Origin of the sequence: Polynucleobacter sp. AP-Sanab-80-C2 (genome assembly GCF_035012965.1) — a bacterium.
Classification (GTDB): Bacteria; Pseudomonadota; Gammaproteobacteria; order Burkholderiales; family Burkholderiaceae; genus Polynucleobacter.
This window is the reverse complement of sequence record NZ_JAYGQS010000005.1, coordinates 175,608-190,016: the sequence shown is the minus strand read 5'-3', so window position 1 is coordinate 190,016 and position 14,409 is coordinate 175,608. Positions and strand designations below refer to the sequence as shown.

Here is a 14,409-nt window from a genome sequence, read left to right as displayed (position 1 = left end):
GTTGTAAACCTGAGAACGGCATATGAAAAAGCTCTATATCAAAACCTTTGGCTGTCAAATGAACGAGTATGACTCGGGCAAGATGGCCGATCTCCTGCATGCTGATGAAGGCATGGTCATGACAGACTCTCCTGAAGATGCAGATGTCGTGCTCTTAAATACCTGTTCGATTCGAGAAAAAGCGGAAGACAAAGTCTTTTCTGATCTCGGTCGCTTACGCGAGCTTAAAAAAACAAAGTCTGAATTACTCATCGGAGTTGGCGGTTGCGTAGCTAGTCAAGAAGGTCAACAAATTGTGAGTCGAGCACCCTATGTTGATGTGGTATTTGGTCCGCAAACTTTACATCGATTAACTGACCTGATTGCGCAACGTCGCAAAACCGGTATTTCTCAGGTAGATATTTCTTTTCCAGAGATAGAAAAGTTTGATCATCTCCCTGCCTCGCGTCAGACTCGTGGCTCTGCCTACGTTTCTATTATGGAAGGCTGCTCAAAGTATTGCAGCTATTGTGTCGTTCCCTATACCCGTGGAGAAGAAGTTTCTAGACCATTCGATGATGTACTTGCCGAAGTCGCTGGACTTGCGAGCAAGGGCGTTAAAGAGATTGTCTTGCTTGGCCAAAACGTCAATGCTTATCTTGGCAGAATGGGTCACACAGAAGAGATTGCTGACTTTGCCCTTTTAGTTGAATACATTGCAGAGATTCCTGGAGTTGAACGTATTCGCTTTACTACCAGCCACCCAAAAGAATTTACACAGCGCTTGATTGATGTTTACGCCAAGGTGCCAAAGCTCGTAAGCCACTTACACCTACCAGTGCAACATGCTTCAGACACGATCTTATCCGCAATGAAGCGCGGCTATACAGCCTTGGAGTACAAAAGCATTATTCGAAAAATGCGTGCTGTTCGCCCTGACCTCACTTTATCTAGCGATTTCATCGTGGGCTTTCCGGGGGAAACGGATGCAGACTTTGAGAAGCTTTTAAAGATAGTTCGAGAACTCGAATTTGATAACAGCTTTTGCTTCATCTTTAGCCCAAGGCCTGGCACCCCAGCAGCGAACTTAACTGATGACACTCCTTATGAGGTCAAGCTCAAACGTTTACAAACACTGCTTGCTGTGATCGAAGGCCAAGCTCATCAGATTAGTCAAAAAATGTTGGGCAATACTGAAAAAGTATTAATCGAAGGATTGGCGAAGGACGGGGTCAATTTGCAAGGCCGCGCAGAAAATAATCGGGTAATTCACTTTACCGCCCCCAAGCAAGAGATAGAGTCTTTGATTGGTCAAATGGTGGATATTCAAATTACTGAAGTCCTCAACTACACCTTAAGAGGTGAACTGGTAGAAGCTCATGCAAACTAATACCAAATTAAAAACTTCCAAGCTCGATATAGAGATTCAGTATGCAAGCCCAGCAATTGAATCTGCCTTGGTGAAAGTAGCATCATCTACACTCATTAAAAAATGGGTCAAGGTCACCACGAATAGCGTGGGACTACTAACACTACGGTTTGTGAATGCTGCGGAAGGTAAAAAACTGAATACTGCATATCGTCAAAAAGATTACGCAACCAATGTACTGACTTTTCCCTACGAGTGCTCTAAAAATAGTGTTGCAGCGGATATTATTTTTTGCCTGCCAGTGATCCAGCAAGAGGCCAAAGTACAAGAAAAAACATTGAAAGCGCACTTAGCGCATTTAGTAGTTCATGGCTGCCTTCATGCTCAGGGATTTGATCATGAGGCTGAAAAGGACGCTAAAAAGATGGAGGCTATGGAAATCAGCCTTCTTAAAAAATTGGGGTTTCCGAACCCTTATTTAGCGACCTAATTTTTACTCCGACATCTTTCTAAGCTATTCTTGCAATATGCCCGACCCCAAATCCCTCTTAGATCGCCTAGCTGATTTTTTATCCCCTCAGCCAACTAGCCCCAGCGAACGCCGTCAAGAACTCATTGAAACGCTGCGCGAAGCACAAACCGAAGGCTTAATTGATGCCGATGCTCTCTCCATGATTGAGGGTGTATTTCAGGTGGGTCAATTGTGCGCGCGAGATATCTTGGTCCCGCGCGCCCAAATCGACTGGATCGATATCAGTCAACCCTTACCTGAAATTGTAAGGATCGCAATTGAAGCAGCTCACTCTCGTTTTCCTGTTTTTGAAGGATCCCGTGACAATGTCATTGGCATCTTGTTAGCCAAAGATTTATTACGTCATTCCACTGAAAAAGATTTTCAGGTGCGTGATTGGTTGCGCCCCGCAGTATTTATTCCCGAATCTAAGCGTTTGAGTGTTCTATTGCGCGACTTCAAAGACAATCGAAATCACTTAGCTGTTGTAGTAGATGAATACAGCGGTATTGCAGGCATCATCACGATCGAAGATGTACTGGAGCAAATTGTTGGTGATATTGAAGATGAGCACGATATCGACGAAGAGGCCGACAATATTATCTCCTTAGATAATGGCGATATTCGCGTTAAAGGTATTACCGAACTTGAGCAACTGAATGAAGCCCTTGGCACGCACTTTGCTGAAGAAGATATCGAAACTGTTGCAGGCCTGGTGATTCACCACTTAGGGCGCGTTCCCAAGATAGGCGAACTGATTGAGATGAATGACATTGAATTCGAAGTTCAGCGCGCTGATCCACGGCAAATTCATATCCTGCTAGCGCGACAAAAAGCTAAAAAAGCAGACTAAGGACTGGCTTGGTTGATCAGCAATCTTCTAAGCACAAGAAAGCAGTGGCACTGCTGATACTGTTCGTATTGGGCGGATTACTTGCTGGAGCTGCAGAACTACCCTATAGCGGCTGGATTCAAATCTCCCTCCTCAGCGTGATTTGGTGGCAATTAAGAGCGCAAGAATCTGAATCGCTGAAGAAATTTTTTGTGCATGGCCTTGCTTTTGGTCTCGGCTACTTCGTAGTGGGTTTGTGGTGGCTTTACATTAGCCTGCATGATGTCGGCGGCATGAACTCGCTGCTTTCTTGTATGGCTGTATTTTTACTTTCGGCCTATGTAGCCCTCTATTTTTCTGCTGCCAGCCTATCGATTCGTATTTTCAAAGACTCCAGTCTGCTGGGATTTTTCTTGGCATCGAGCTGGGTGATCAGCGAGTATCTGCGCGGTGAAATATTTACTGGCTTTCCTTGGATGGGACTAGCTGAGAGCCAAGTCAATGGCCCCTTTGCTTCGATTGCGCCTTATTTAGGCGGGCTGGGATGTACTTTTTTAACTGTATACACCTCCTGGCAATTACTACGACTCAAAAAAGCTTTTTTCACGAGCACAGCATCAATAGCTTTGCTTACCTTGATCACCAGCCTGTCTAGTCTATGGAGTTTTACTCAGCCGACCGGGCAACCTATTACAGTTCAGTTGATACAAGGAAACTTTGCGCAAAGTTTGATTTTTCGACCAGAAGGTGTGCTAAAGCAGATTCAGTTTTATGAAAACTCTATATACCAATCACGCGCGCAACTGATTGTTGCTCCTGAGACTGCATTTCCGTGGCCAGAAAATAATCTGCCAGCCCATCTCATTGAAAACTTACAGAACTTTTCTAATCAAACGGGCAGTAATTTACTTTTTGGAGTGATTGGGAGAAATCCAATCCCCAATGATGGTAGAGAATATTCGAATCGTGCTTTAGGTCTTTCAGCCGAATCAAAACCTTATCGCTATGACAAAAATCATCTAGTCCCCTTTGGGGAATTTATTCCCCCTGGCTTTCGCTGGTTTGTAAATGCCTTTAGTGTTCCTTTGAGTGATTTCGCTAGAGGCGGAAATGATCAAGCTCATTTCACTATTGCTCGCAAAGACCAAGCTGCACTGCATGCCGCAATCACAATTTGCTATGAGGATGTCTTTGGTGGCGAGCTTGCAAGTCGTATCCGCAATAATTCTGAGCCCACAAATCTCTTAATCAACTTAACCAACCTTGCATGGTTTGGTAAATCTCAAGCTCCTGCCCAACAATTAAGACTATCGCAATTACGCTCTCTCGAAACGGGGTTACCTGCTCTACGAGCGACAAACACCGGCATCAGCTCCGTCTTAGGTCCTGATGGCAAAGTACTGCAATCACTCCCGGAATTTACCCAAGCAAGCTTAAGCACCCAAGTTCAAGCCTATGCTGGAAAAACACCTTTTGTCGTTTGGGGAAATTTCCCAATTTTGAGCATTTCTTGCCTCCTCTTGATCTGGGCCTTTATTCGCCATAGACGTTTTTAGTCTTTTTTAACTCTGCGACGCCCTAGCCATGTAAAATCAATGGCTTAGCCAGGTTAAACATGCTTACTTTTCAGCAAATCATTCTCAAACTTCAAGATTATTGGGACCAACAAGGTTGTGCCCTATTACAACCCATTGACCTTGAGGTGGGCGCAGGCACATCCCATACCGCTACTTTCCTCAGAGCCATTGGTCCAGAACCCTGGAAAGCTGCCTATGTTCAGCCATCGCGCAGACCTAAAGATGGTCGTTATGGCGAGAATCCAAATCGCTTGCAACACTACTATCAATATCAAGTTGTTCTTAAGCCAGCCCCAGAAAATATTCTTGAGCTCTACTTGGGGTCCCTATCTGCCCTTGGTCTTGATCTAAAAGAAAATGACATTCGCTTTGTAGAAGATGATTGGGAAAACCCAACGCTAGGTGCGTGGGGTTTGGGCTGGGAAGTTTGGCTCAATGGCATGGAAGTAACGCAATTCACCTATTTTCAGCAAGTAGGCGGCTTAGATTGCAAGCCCGTCTTAGGCGAAATCACTTATGGTATCGAACGCCTGGCAATGTACATTCAAAATTGCTCAAACGTGTACGACCTTGTTTGGGCTGAAGGCATCTCTTATGGCGATGTTTATCACCAGAATGAAGTAGAGCAATCTTGCTACAACTTTGAGCACTCCAATACCGATCTGCTGTTTGCAAACTTCAGTAATTATGAAAGTGAAGCAAAACGCTTGATGGAAGTGCCCCTAGCATTACCTGCTTATGAGATGGTGCTGAAAGCAGCGCATACCTTCAACCTCTTGGATGCAAGGGGTGCCATCTCTGTTACGGAACGTGCTGCCTATATCGGTCGTATTCGAAATCTATCCCGCGCAGTTGCGCAAGCCTATTTTGAATCCCGAGAAAAACTTGGCTTTCCTATGTGTCAACACCAGTCTAAAGTATGAGCACATCACATTCAAACTCTCAATCAGCTAACTTATTGATTGAAGTCTTTACAGAAGAATTGCCACCAAAATCCTTACGTCGTTTGGGTGAGGCTTTCAGTGACGGTATTTTTACTCACCTAAAATCCGCCAATCTAACAACAGACGACTCCGCTGTTACAAGCTTTGCTACTCCGCGTCGTTTAGCAGTTCAGATTAGCCATGTGCTTAGTCAGGCAGAAGACTATCCAATAAGAGAGAAGCTGCTTCCCACCAGCATTGCTTATGACCCTGAGGGTAAAGCAACCCCTCCACTACTTAAAAAATTAGCGGCACTTGGATATACAGATATTGATCTAGTCACTTTAGAAAAATCAGGTGAAGGTAAGAATGAGGCTCTTTACCTTAACGTGATAGCCAAGGGTGCAGCACTTGAAAAAACGGCACAAACTGCGCTTGAGCAAACACTCAGTAAATTACCGATTGCCAAAATGATGCACTATCAAGTGCAACAAAAAAATGGCGAATTAGCAGATGTTCAATTTGCTCGCCCGGCCCATAGCATGATTGCCTTGCATGGCAACACTGTTCTCAAAATACATGGTCTAGGTATTGAGGCTAACAATCAAACTGAGGGTCACCGTTTCTTAGCTCCAGGCACTCTTAGTATTAGTGTTGCAGATCAATATGAAAAAGATCTTGAAAGTAAAGCTAAGGTTATCCCAAGCTTCAATAAACGTCGCGGCCAAATTGAAGCTGCTCTTTTGAAAGCTGCTGGTGAAGATCTAGTCTTAATGCCTGATAGTCTGCTAGATGAAGTCACTGCCCTCGTTGAATGGCCAGCCATTTATGAATGCCGATTTGACCAAGAGTTCTTAGAGGTTCCTCAGGAATGCTTGATCCTCACCATGCAGACCAATCAAAAATACTTTGCCCTGACAGATAAGCAAGGTAAATTGCGCAATCGCTTTTTGATTGTCTCCAACATTGAAACGACTACACCAGAGGCTATCATCTCTGGTAATGAACGCGTTGTTCGTCCTCGCCTTTCTGATGCACGCTTTTTCTTCCAGCAAGATCAAAAACGCTCATTAGCTTCTCGGGTTGCTGATTTAGGCAAGGTGGTTTATCACAATCAGTTAGGCAATCAACTCGATCGCACTAAGCGTGTTCAAGGTATTGCTACTGGTATCGCCAAAAAAATAAGCGCCGATGAGAAGCTAGCTAGTCGCGCAGCTGAAATCGCTAAGACAGACTTACTCACCGATATGGTTGGTGAGTTCCCGGAACTCCAAGGCATCATGGGACGTTACTATGCAACGCATGACGGCGAAAATACTGATGTAGCAGCTGCTTGTAGCGAGCACTATATGCCACGCTTTGCAGGCGATGCAATTCCCCTAACACAGACTGGCACGATTCTTGCGATTGCGGATAAATTAGAAACCCTGGTTGGTATTTGGGGTGTAGGTTTAGCGCCAACTGGCGATAAAGACCCCTATGCATTGCGTCGTCATGCACTAGGTATTTGCCGCTTGCTCTTAGAGAAGAATCTTGCCTTAAGCCTACCGGATATCATTGAGCTCGCACGCTCACAGTTTTCTCAGAAAGATGTGCAAGAGAAAGCCAAAGCAGCGGATATTTATGAATTCATCATCGATCGCCTACGCGCATACTTACGCGACCAATCAGTTGCTGGGAAACCATTTACTAGCGCAGAAATTGATGCTGTTCTAAGTCAATCACCAGCTCAGATTAATGATCTGATTGAGCGCTTAAGTGCACTTCGTGAATTTAATGCTCTACCGCAGGCGGCGCAATTAGCTGCTGCCAATAAACGCATCAGCAATATTCTCAAAAAAACCACCACAGATATTGCTGCAAACTGCTCAAATAAGCTCTTGCAAATTCCAGCTGAGATTAATCTGCATCAAGCATTAGAGGCCATAACACCAGCCCTGAATGCGGCCTATGAAAAGCGTCAATTTGTAGAGCTCTTAAAAGCACTTGTCGCTTTAAGTAAGCCGATTGATCAGTTCTTTGCAGATGTGATGGTGATGGATCCCAATCCCGAGCTGCGCGATAACCGCTTAGCGCTCCTGCAACAACTTCACCAGAAAATGAATCTCGTTGCCGATCTCGGCAAACTAGCATGAGCACTAGCTCTTCGAAACTCATTATTCTCGATCGCGACGGCGTGATTAATGAAGATCGTAACGACTACGTTAAATCTGTAAATGAGTGGGTACCACTTCCCGGCAGCCTCGAGGCTATTGCCCTACTCAATCAAGCAGGCTATCAAATTGCAGTTGCGACCAACCAATCTGGATTAGCAAGAGGTTATTTTGCGATTACCGATTTGCATGCGATGCATAGCAAAATGGAAAAACTGCTGCAACCTTTGGGCGGAAGCATCGACAGCATTTTCTTTTGCCCACACACCGATGCCCATGGATGCGATTGCCGCAAGCCAGCGCCTGGCCTCATGAAAGAGATTGCCCTGCGCTATAAAAGAGCGAGTAGCAATCAACCTTTATTGGGCGTTCCTATTGTGGGCGATTCCTTGCGAGATCTTCAGGCAGGAATTGCATTGGGTGCATCACCCCATTTAGTTCTCACAGGCAAGGGGCAAAAGACGCTTGCAACAGGTGGTTTACCTGAAGGCACTCAAATTCATGCTGATTTGATGGCTTTTGCAACTACACTGCTAGAAAACCAAGTCTAGGATATTGATGGTCTTTGTTCGCTCAACCCTATTTGCCCTGTTTCTACTGATCTTCACCCCAATTTGGTCAGTGCTTTGCATGTTGTCATTTCCTTTCTTGAGCCCTGAAAATCGCTATCGCTTTATTGGACTCTGGAACAAGGTTGTGATTTGGTTACTTTGGCATCTCTGTGACATTCATTATGAAATTCGCGGCATAGAACATATGCATGCAGTACTGGATCAGCCAGTAGTGATCCTTAGCAAACACCAATCTGCCTACGAGACTATTGCTTATATTGCCTTACTTCCCAAACAGCTTTGTTTTGTATTCAAGCGAGAATTACTTTGGATCCCATTTTTTGGCTGGGCCTTAGCTTTACTCAAGATGATTCATATCAATCGTGCCAATAAACAAACGGCGGCTCTATCTGTCGCAAGCCAAGGACGTAAACGCCTTAGCGAAGGTAAATGGATCATGCTGTTTCCAGAGGGCACTCGAACTCCAAGAGGCTCAACCAAGCCCTATCGCAAAGGTGGGGCTCGGCTAGCTAGCGCAACTGGAGCATTGGTTATTCCTATTGCTCACAATGCCGGTAGCTGCTGGCCCAAGAATAGCTTTCTAAAAAAACCCGGTACTGTGATTTTTTCAATTGGCCCAGCCATTGCTTCCGAAGGGAAGTCTGGGGAAGAGTTGCAGCAGGAGGTAGAGGGTTGGATTGAAACTGAAATGCGCGTCATTGATCCGAGCGCTTATAAATGATCCACTTGTACCAACTTCATTTAAGCGGCTAAGAGCTTAGCCCACTCTATATAGCGATTAACTGAAATATCTTGAGCCCTAGCTTTGAGCTCTCCCTCACTTAATTTCAAGCGATCAGCAAAAGCATGCAAATTCGTGCGCAACATTTTTCTCCTCTGCGCAAAAGCTGCAGCCACTACTTGCTCTAGTGCATTCCATTGAGACAGAGTCAAGCTGAAATCTTTTCTAGGAATCATCCGCACCACAGCAGAATTGACTTTAGGTGCTGGATCAAATGCCTCGGGCGGGACTTCTAATACTAATTCCATGTGGTAGCGAGCCTGCAGCATCACAGAAAGCCTACTAAAGTCAGAACTACCGGCATGAGCAACCATTCTCTCGACGACTTCTGCTTGCAGCATAAAAACCTGCTCGTCGATATGCGCTGCCGCTGACACCAAATGAAAAAGTAGTGGTGAAGAAATGTTATAGGGCAAATTACCGACTACCTTGCATAGGCCCTTTTTTCCAGAATGATCCTGAGACCATTCAATAAAATTAAACTTGAGGGCATCACCCTCAATGACCCTCAAACCCTTGAGATTTTCTTGATTCCAATAAGCTACTAAGTCTCGATCAATCTCTAATAAATCCAGTTGATCAAGATTACTCAGTAAAGGTCTAGTTAAAGCGCCTAGGCCGGGCCCAATCTCAATCACATGCATATCTGGGCTGGGATGAATTAAAGCTACTATAGAATAAATAATACCTTGATCTTGTAAGAAATTCTGACCAAATCGTTTACGTGCACGATGCATGAATCAACTTTTTTCTTTTTGATTGAGGGCCAATTGGTAGGCTAATCGCAAGGCCTCCAACATAGATCCAGGATCTGCAATACCTTTGCCAGCAATATCTAAAGCCGTGCCATGATCCACTGAAGTGCGAATGATTGGTAGGCCTAATGTGACATTGACGCCACTACCAAAGGTAACGAATTTAAATGGCGCCAAACCTTGATCGTGGTACATCGCAATAAAGGCATCAACACTTTCTAATGATGCTGGATCAAACATGGTGTCACCCGGATAAGGGCCAGAAACATCGATACCAAGCCTTTTAGCAGTCTCAATTGCAGGGCCGATGACGTCGATTTCCTCACGACCTAAATAACCTGACTCACCAGCATGTGGGTTCAATCCTGCAACATGTATTACCGGACTGGAAATACCAAACTTTGTACGTAAATCATGCTGAACTATCTGAATAGTTTCAAGCACGAGCTCTTGGGTTAATGCGGCAGAGACCGCTTGTAATGGTAGGTGGGTGGTAGCAAGCGCTACTCGCAAGTCTCTAGGCTCCTTCAAATTGAAGAAGCTCTTAGGAAGGGTGGCGCAAAGCATCATCACCGCATGCTGCACCTTACACCGCTCTGCTAAATATTCGGTATGGCCTGTAAATGGCGTGCCTGCCAAATTAATCACACTCTTTTGAATGGGTGCAGTAACCATGGCATCGAAACGCCCACTTAAGCATCCATCAATAGCCTCATTCAAAGTATTGATCACGTATTGAGCATTCCGTGGGTTTACGACACCCTGAACAACTGGCTCTGAAAGAGGAATACTCTGGATTTTTAAACGCGCAGATAAATCAATGGGGCCTTGAGAAACTAACTTTAGCAAGTCAGCATCACCCAATAAGGTAATCACTGCACTCGGCTGTTCAGTCAAAAACTGCTGCGCAGCCACTACCGAAATCTCGGGTCCAATACCAGCTGGCTCGCCGGTAGTGATAGCTAAATTAACGTGGGTTGCTACTTGCAGCATCATCTGCATTCAAGATTTTTACAGTTGCTGTATCTCTTAATTCACGCAACCAATCCTGATAGGCTTGCTCAAATTTTCTTTCCCGAATCGCAGCACGGGCAAATTGACGTTGCTTTTCAACAGTCAGCTGGGCTTCACGTCGCTCGATGACTTGAATTAAATGCCAACCAAACTCAGTCTTTACTGGGTTACTCACTTCACCAATTTGTAAACGGTTCATCGCTTGCTCAAACTCTGGAACCAAGTCTCCAGGCCCCATCCAACCTAGATCTCCACCATTTGGGGCAGAACCATCCTCTGAAAACTTTTTAGCCAACTCACCAAAATCTGCAGTCTTTGCGCGCACTTGATCACGATATCCAGAAAGACGTCGCTCTGCATCTTGATCAGATAAACCAGCGCGATTACGCAATAAGATATGTCGCGACAAAGTTTGCGTAATAGGAATATTTTGCGGCGAGCTAGTTGAGACCTCCTGTGGGGCTGCTTGCTGCTGTGGATTTGCGCTGACGACTGCAGCCCGACGATCCATTACTTTTAGCACATGGTATCCCGCAGGACTTTTAACCACTGCATTGGCGACTTGACCGCCGCCAGTATTTCGAATCGCCTCATAAAATAGTTGAGGCAATCTATCAGGAGTTCGGTAACCCAAATCCTGAAACTTAATTTTAGGATTGTCCTTAGCCGCCATGGCGCCTAATTGCAAAAAATCTATATCTCCTTTGGCATCGCGCAATAACTGCTCAGCTTTCTTTTTTACCTCTGCCTGAGCGCCAATGCCTGCTGAAGCATCAACTGGAATAAAAATCTGTGCCACATCAATCTCTTCTGGCTCGCCCTTAGCAGCAGGAACTGAGCTGGGCACTCCACTACTAACAGCACGGGTTCTTTCGCCAATGAAGTTATCAATTTCAGCATCCGAGATTTTAATTTTTCCCTCTACTTCACGTTCACGATATCGACTAACGATAATGTCGTCACGTAATATCTGTTTATATTTTTCAAACGAAGTCCCTGATGCGACTACCCTCTCTTTGAATTCTGCATAACTGAGCTTATTTTTTACAGCAAGATCACCAATAATTTTATCGAGCTCTTTGTTAGTGACAACTACACCCTCTTGCTCGGCATTTTGCAGCTGAATTTTTTCAATAATGAGCCGCTCAAGAATAATTTTACGTATTGATCCATCATCAGGCAACTTGGCGCCCTGCTTTTTAAGGGCTGTAATTCGATCATCAATTTCTTTGCGAGTGATATAGCCAGTATTGACGACGGCAGCTACGCCATCAATATTTCGGATTTTGCTATCCGCCAATATATTTGCTTTTGATGCATCTTGAGCACTAGCAATCCCTCCAAAAAGAGATATCCCAAAAAAAATCACCGGGTAAATAAAAGGCCTCAACCTAATTCTGTAAAGCGTCATTGATAATTCTCATATATGGATGGTGGGATGGGCTTTGAAGTTGGCATGTATCCAGGAACATTTAACTTCATAATATCAACTGGATTACTTCCGGCGCTAGCAAAACCCCTAAATTCGATCTGGAAGAGGATTTGAGTGGTTGTGATGGTCGATGTATTCAAGGCTTGGGAATAAGCTCCACGGAAAGTCCAGCAATCCCGCGTCCACTCCAAACCCACCAAAGTATTTAAGGTTCTGGTTGTTAAGGCATCATAACCCCAACGCCCCAAGACTGAAACTTCGCGTGTAACCGGCCATTGACCAGAAATATTGTATTGATCGGTAGTGGTAGCAGACGGTGTAGCAGTTTGATTATTTTGAGACGATGCTTGTATTGGTGGCGACCAAACATTGCGGTAACCAAAATTAAGACTTCTGCCAGGAGTTGGTCGCCAACTTCCTCCAACCGTAGTCTGAACAAAGCGATTCAACTGCGTGTTGTACTGACCAAACATATCCGCACTGAAGTTACCAAGCAGACGTACCGAAGCTGAACCCAGAGTATCAGAATAAGTGGTTGGATTGGCAATGTTGCCATTTAAGCCAACTTTCTGTCCCGTAAATTGCTGCTTTTGTGCCAGTGTCACAATCGCGCGCTCAGCACCAGAATAGGCTTCAATCATGCGACTGGTTAAACCCAATGTCGCCGCATTAGAATCTGCAACTCGGTCATTACCAACAAAAGTATTAGCTGTGAAAATTTGCGAAACACCAAAACCTGCGTCAGCAGTATCGAATACTGGCGTATTAGCCTGACTTTGATATGGAGTAAAAGCATAAAACGCTCTTGGCTCCATGGTCAGTAACATATCACGGCCAAAAAAACCCTTAAGCTCAGAGGCTTCTCTCTCAATTGCCAATCCAGAATCCAAACTAAAGGTTGGAATAGTAAACCCCTGCGCATTAGGAACGCTTCCTGATATATAAGGTGTGGCGTTATAAGTATTAGATTGAAAACTCACAGTGGGCGTAATGTAGTACCCGGGAGTGATCTGTGGCAGGGCTAGCGCTCCCTTTAATACCGTTCTGTCTGCCTGGGTATAAGCGCCTGGAGGAGGCGCATTAAAGTTGCTTCCCAAAGCATAAGCAAAGCGGGTGTAGTCAGTCGAAAATGTTGTTTTTGGCCCAGACGGTAGAGCCAAATACTTTCCGCTTGCATCTGATACTACTGGGCTTAATTGACTGTTATAAGCAGCAGTAATATTGGGCAATATATTGTATGGAGCCTGTACTAAATTATTGGGGTCTGGTTGCAGCGTTTGAAAGCTGGCTGCTTTAGCGCCAACCGTCCAATTACTTAATTCACCAGTTAACTGTTTGGTGGTGCCAAGCTCTTGACGAAACTGACTGGTGACTTGACCAGCAATACTTTGCGAAAAGTCAGTTGGATATAAGCTATCAGAGACTCTAGCCATATTTGCATATCCACTCCATGAGCCCGGCAATGGAGTGCCACCGGGTCCAACGCCACCCAAAAACACCTGTCTTTGTTGCCAATCGTATTTCCAACGATTAGTGCCCGTCTGTTTGTCATAAGGTAAATATTCTCCCGTTGCTATGCCTGAATATTCCCTATCCAAGAAGCGGTAAGAAGCGCCCAACATAAATCCGCGGTGATTCATCTCGCGAGGCAATAGAAGCAGATCACGATTTGGCGCAATATTGACATAATAAGGCTGAGTAATATCTAAACCATTAGTCTTGCTATATCCCGCCACTGGTGGCAGGAGTCCAGTCCGACGCTGACCACCAGTTGGCGCTGTGAAATAAGGCATATAAGCAATTGGAACATCGAAGAAATGCATCACTCCATGCGTACCAACCATTTCTTTTTGTTCGTTATCAATCTCCAAAGTGCTTGCCGTGAAATGCCAATCCATATTATCTGGAGTACAAGTAGTGTAAGTAGCTTTATCAAAAACAAAAATATCAGAGTTTTCAATCGTTAGCTTTTTTGCGACACCACTTCCGCGAGTATCTCTAATCTCATAGGCAGGAGTGTCCATGGAGCCCTCGCGAGCATCAACCCTAAATTGTCCCTTAGGCCCCTTAAAGATGGTATTACCTTTAGATAACTCTGCATTACCGAGCAAGTCTGCAATATCAGTATCTGGGTTGTATGTGATTTCGTCGGCTTTTAGAACAGCGCCATTGCGACGCATTTGCGCGCGTCCTTTCAGATGCATGTCGCGCTCAACCACACCATCAATCACATCACTAGAAGTAAAGGTAAGTGCTTCCCCATCGGCAATTGGCTTGCCTACTCGCAATTGATCATCTAGCTTGAGAACAGTCACATTTCCACGATCTGGTAAGAGCGTGAAATTTTGTGTCGCTTGTGAAACCGGGGGCAGCGCAGCAGGAGCTTGTGCTCTTGTCGGAAGCGCAACTTGAAGCAATATCGCCCCCAACATTACGCGCAGGGTGATGGCTAAAAAAAGAGGGGCGCAAAGGCCGGCGCGACGGCGATAATGACTCATGGATCCAGACCCG

The 14,409-nt window shown here is 45.0% G+C and carries 12 protein-coding genes; 8 read left to right on the top strand and 4 right to left on the bottom strand.

What is annotated here, in order from left to right; genetic code table 11:
* The first annotated feature begins 22 nt into the window (after positions 1 to 22).
* The 8 genes from miaB to VC178_RS09500 are packed head-to-tail and all read left to right on the top strand — an operon-like array spanning position 23 to position 8,637.
* Positions 23 to 1,369: a tRNA (N6-isopentenyl adenosine(37)-C2)-methylthiotransferase MiaB gene (gene miaB / locus VC178_RS09535; protein ID WP_323482364.1), complete on the top strand. Its 1,347-nt coding sequence runs from the start codon at positions 23 to 25 to the stop codon at positions 1,367 to 1,369.
* Positions 1,359 to 1,838: an rRNA maturation RNase YbeY gene (gene ybeY / locus VC178_RS09530; protein ID WP_323482363.1), complete on the top strand. Its 480-nt coding sequence runs from the start codon at positions 1,359 to 1,361 to the stop codon at positions 1,836 to 1,838. Before miaB ends, ybeY begins: the two co-directional genes overlap by 11 nt.
* Before the next feature lie 37 nt (positions 1,839 to 1,875).
* Complete coding sequence (locus VC178_RS09525; RefSeq protein ID WP_323482362.1) at positions 1,876 to 2,712, top strand: HlyC/CorC family transporter; 837 nt, start codon at positions 1,876 to 1,878, stop codon at positions 2,710 to 2,712.
* Between the two features lie 8 nt (positions 2,713 to 2,720).
* Positions 2,721 to 4,247 carry an apolipoprotein N-acyltransferase gene (lnt, locus tag VC178_RS09520; RefSeq protein ID WP_323482361.1) on the top strand — a complete coding sequence of 509 codons (1,527 nt, stop codon included), beginning with the start codon at positions 2,721 to 2,723 and terminating at the stop codon, positions 4,245 to 4,247.
* A gap of 59 nt (positions 4,248 to 4,306) precedes the next feature.
* Positions 4,307 to 5,191, top strand: a complete 885-nt coding sequence (gene glyQ / locus VC178_RS09515) for a glycine--tRNA ligase subunit alpha (RefSeq protein ID WP_215295854.1) — start codon at positions 4,307 to 4,309, stop codon at positions 5,189 to 5,191.
* Positions 5,188 to 7,326 carry a glycine--tRNA ligase subunit beta gene (gene glyS / locus VC178_RS09510; RefSeq protein ID WP_323482360.1) on the top strand — a complete coding sequence of 713 codons (2,139 nt, stop codon included), beginning with the start codon at positions 5,188 to 5,190 and terminating at the stop codon, positions 7,324 to 7,326. The genes glyQ and glyS overlap by 4 nt, the downstream gene beginning before the upstream one ends.
* On the top strand, positions 7,323 to 7,895 hold the full coding sequence (gmhB, locus tag VC178_RS09505) for a D-glycero-beta-D-manno-heptose 1,7-bisphosphate 7-phosphatase (RefSeq protein WP_323482359.1): 573 nt from the start codon (positions 7,323 to 7,325) through the stop codon (positions 7,893 to 7,895). The genes glyS and gmhB overlap by 4 nt, the downstream gene beginning before the upstream one ends.
* A 7-nt stretch (positions 7,896 to 7,902) precedes the next feature.
* The gene (locus tag VC178_RS09500) at positions 7,903 to 8,637 is read left to right on the top strand and encodes a lysophospholipid acyltransferase family protein (RefSeq protein WP_323482358.1); all 735 of its coding nucleotides are present in this window, start codon (positions 7,903 to 7,905) and stop codon (positions 8,635 to 8,637) included.
* A gap of 20 nt (positions 8,638 to 8,657) precedes the next feature.
* Here VC178_RS09500 and rsmA read toward each other — a convergent pair whose 3' ends face one another.
* From rsmA to VC178_RS09480, 4 genes are all read right to left on the bottom strand, one after another.
* A complete protein-coding gene (gene rsmA, locus VC178_RS09495; protein ID WP_216126895.1) occupies positions 8,658 to 9,434 on the bottom strand; it encodes a 16S rRNA (adenine(1518)-N(6)/adenine(1519)-N(6))-dimethyltransferase RsmA in 777 nt (258 codons plus the stop codon).
* 3 nt (positions 9,435 to 9,437) lie between these two features.
* Positions 9,438 to 10,454: a 4-hydroxythreonine-4-phosphate dehydrogenase PdxA gene (gene pdxA, locus VC178_RS09490; protein WP_416350550.1), complete on the bottom strand. Its 1,017-nt coding sequence runs from the start codon at positions 10,452 to 10,454 to the stop codon at positions 9,438 to 9,440.
* Positions 10,420 to 11,766 carry a peptidylprolyl isomerase gene (locus VC178_RS09485; RefSeq protein WP_323482357.1) on the bottom strand — a complete coding sequence of 449 codons (1,347 nt, stop codon included), beginning with the start codon at positions 11,764 to 11,766 and terminating at the stop codon, positions 10,420 to 10,422. Before VC178_RS09485 ends, pdxA begins: the two co-directional genes overlap by 35 nt.
* Positions 11,767 to 11,873: 107 nt before the next feature.
* Positions 11,874 to 14,396, bottom strand: a complete 2,523-nt coding sequence (locus VC178_RS09480; RefSeq protein ID WP_323482356.1) for an LPS-assembly protein LptD — start codon at positions 14,394 to 14,396, stop codon at positions 11,874 to 11,876.
* Between the last annotated feature and the right edge of the window lie 13 nt (positions 14,397 to 14,409).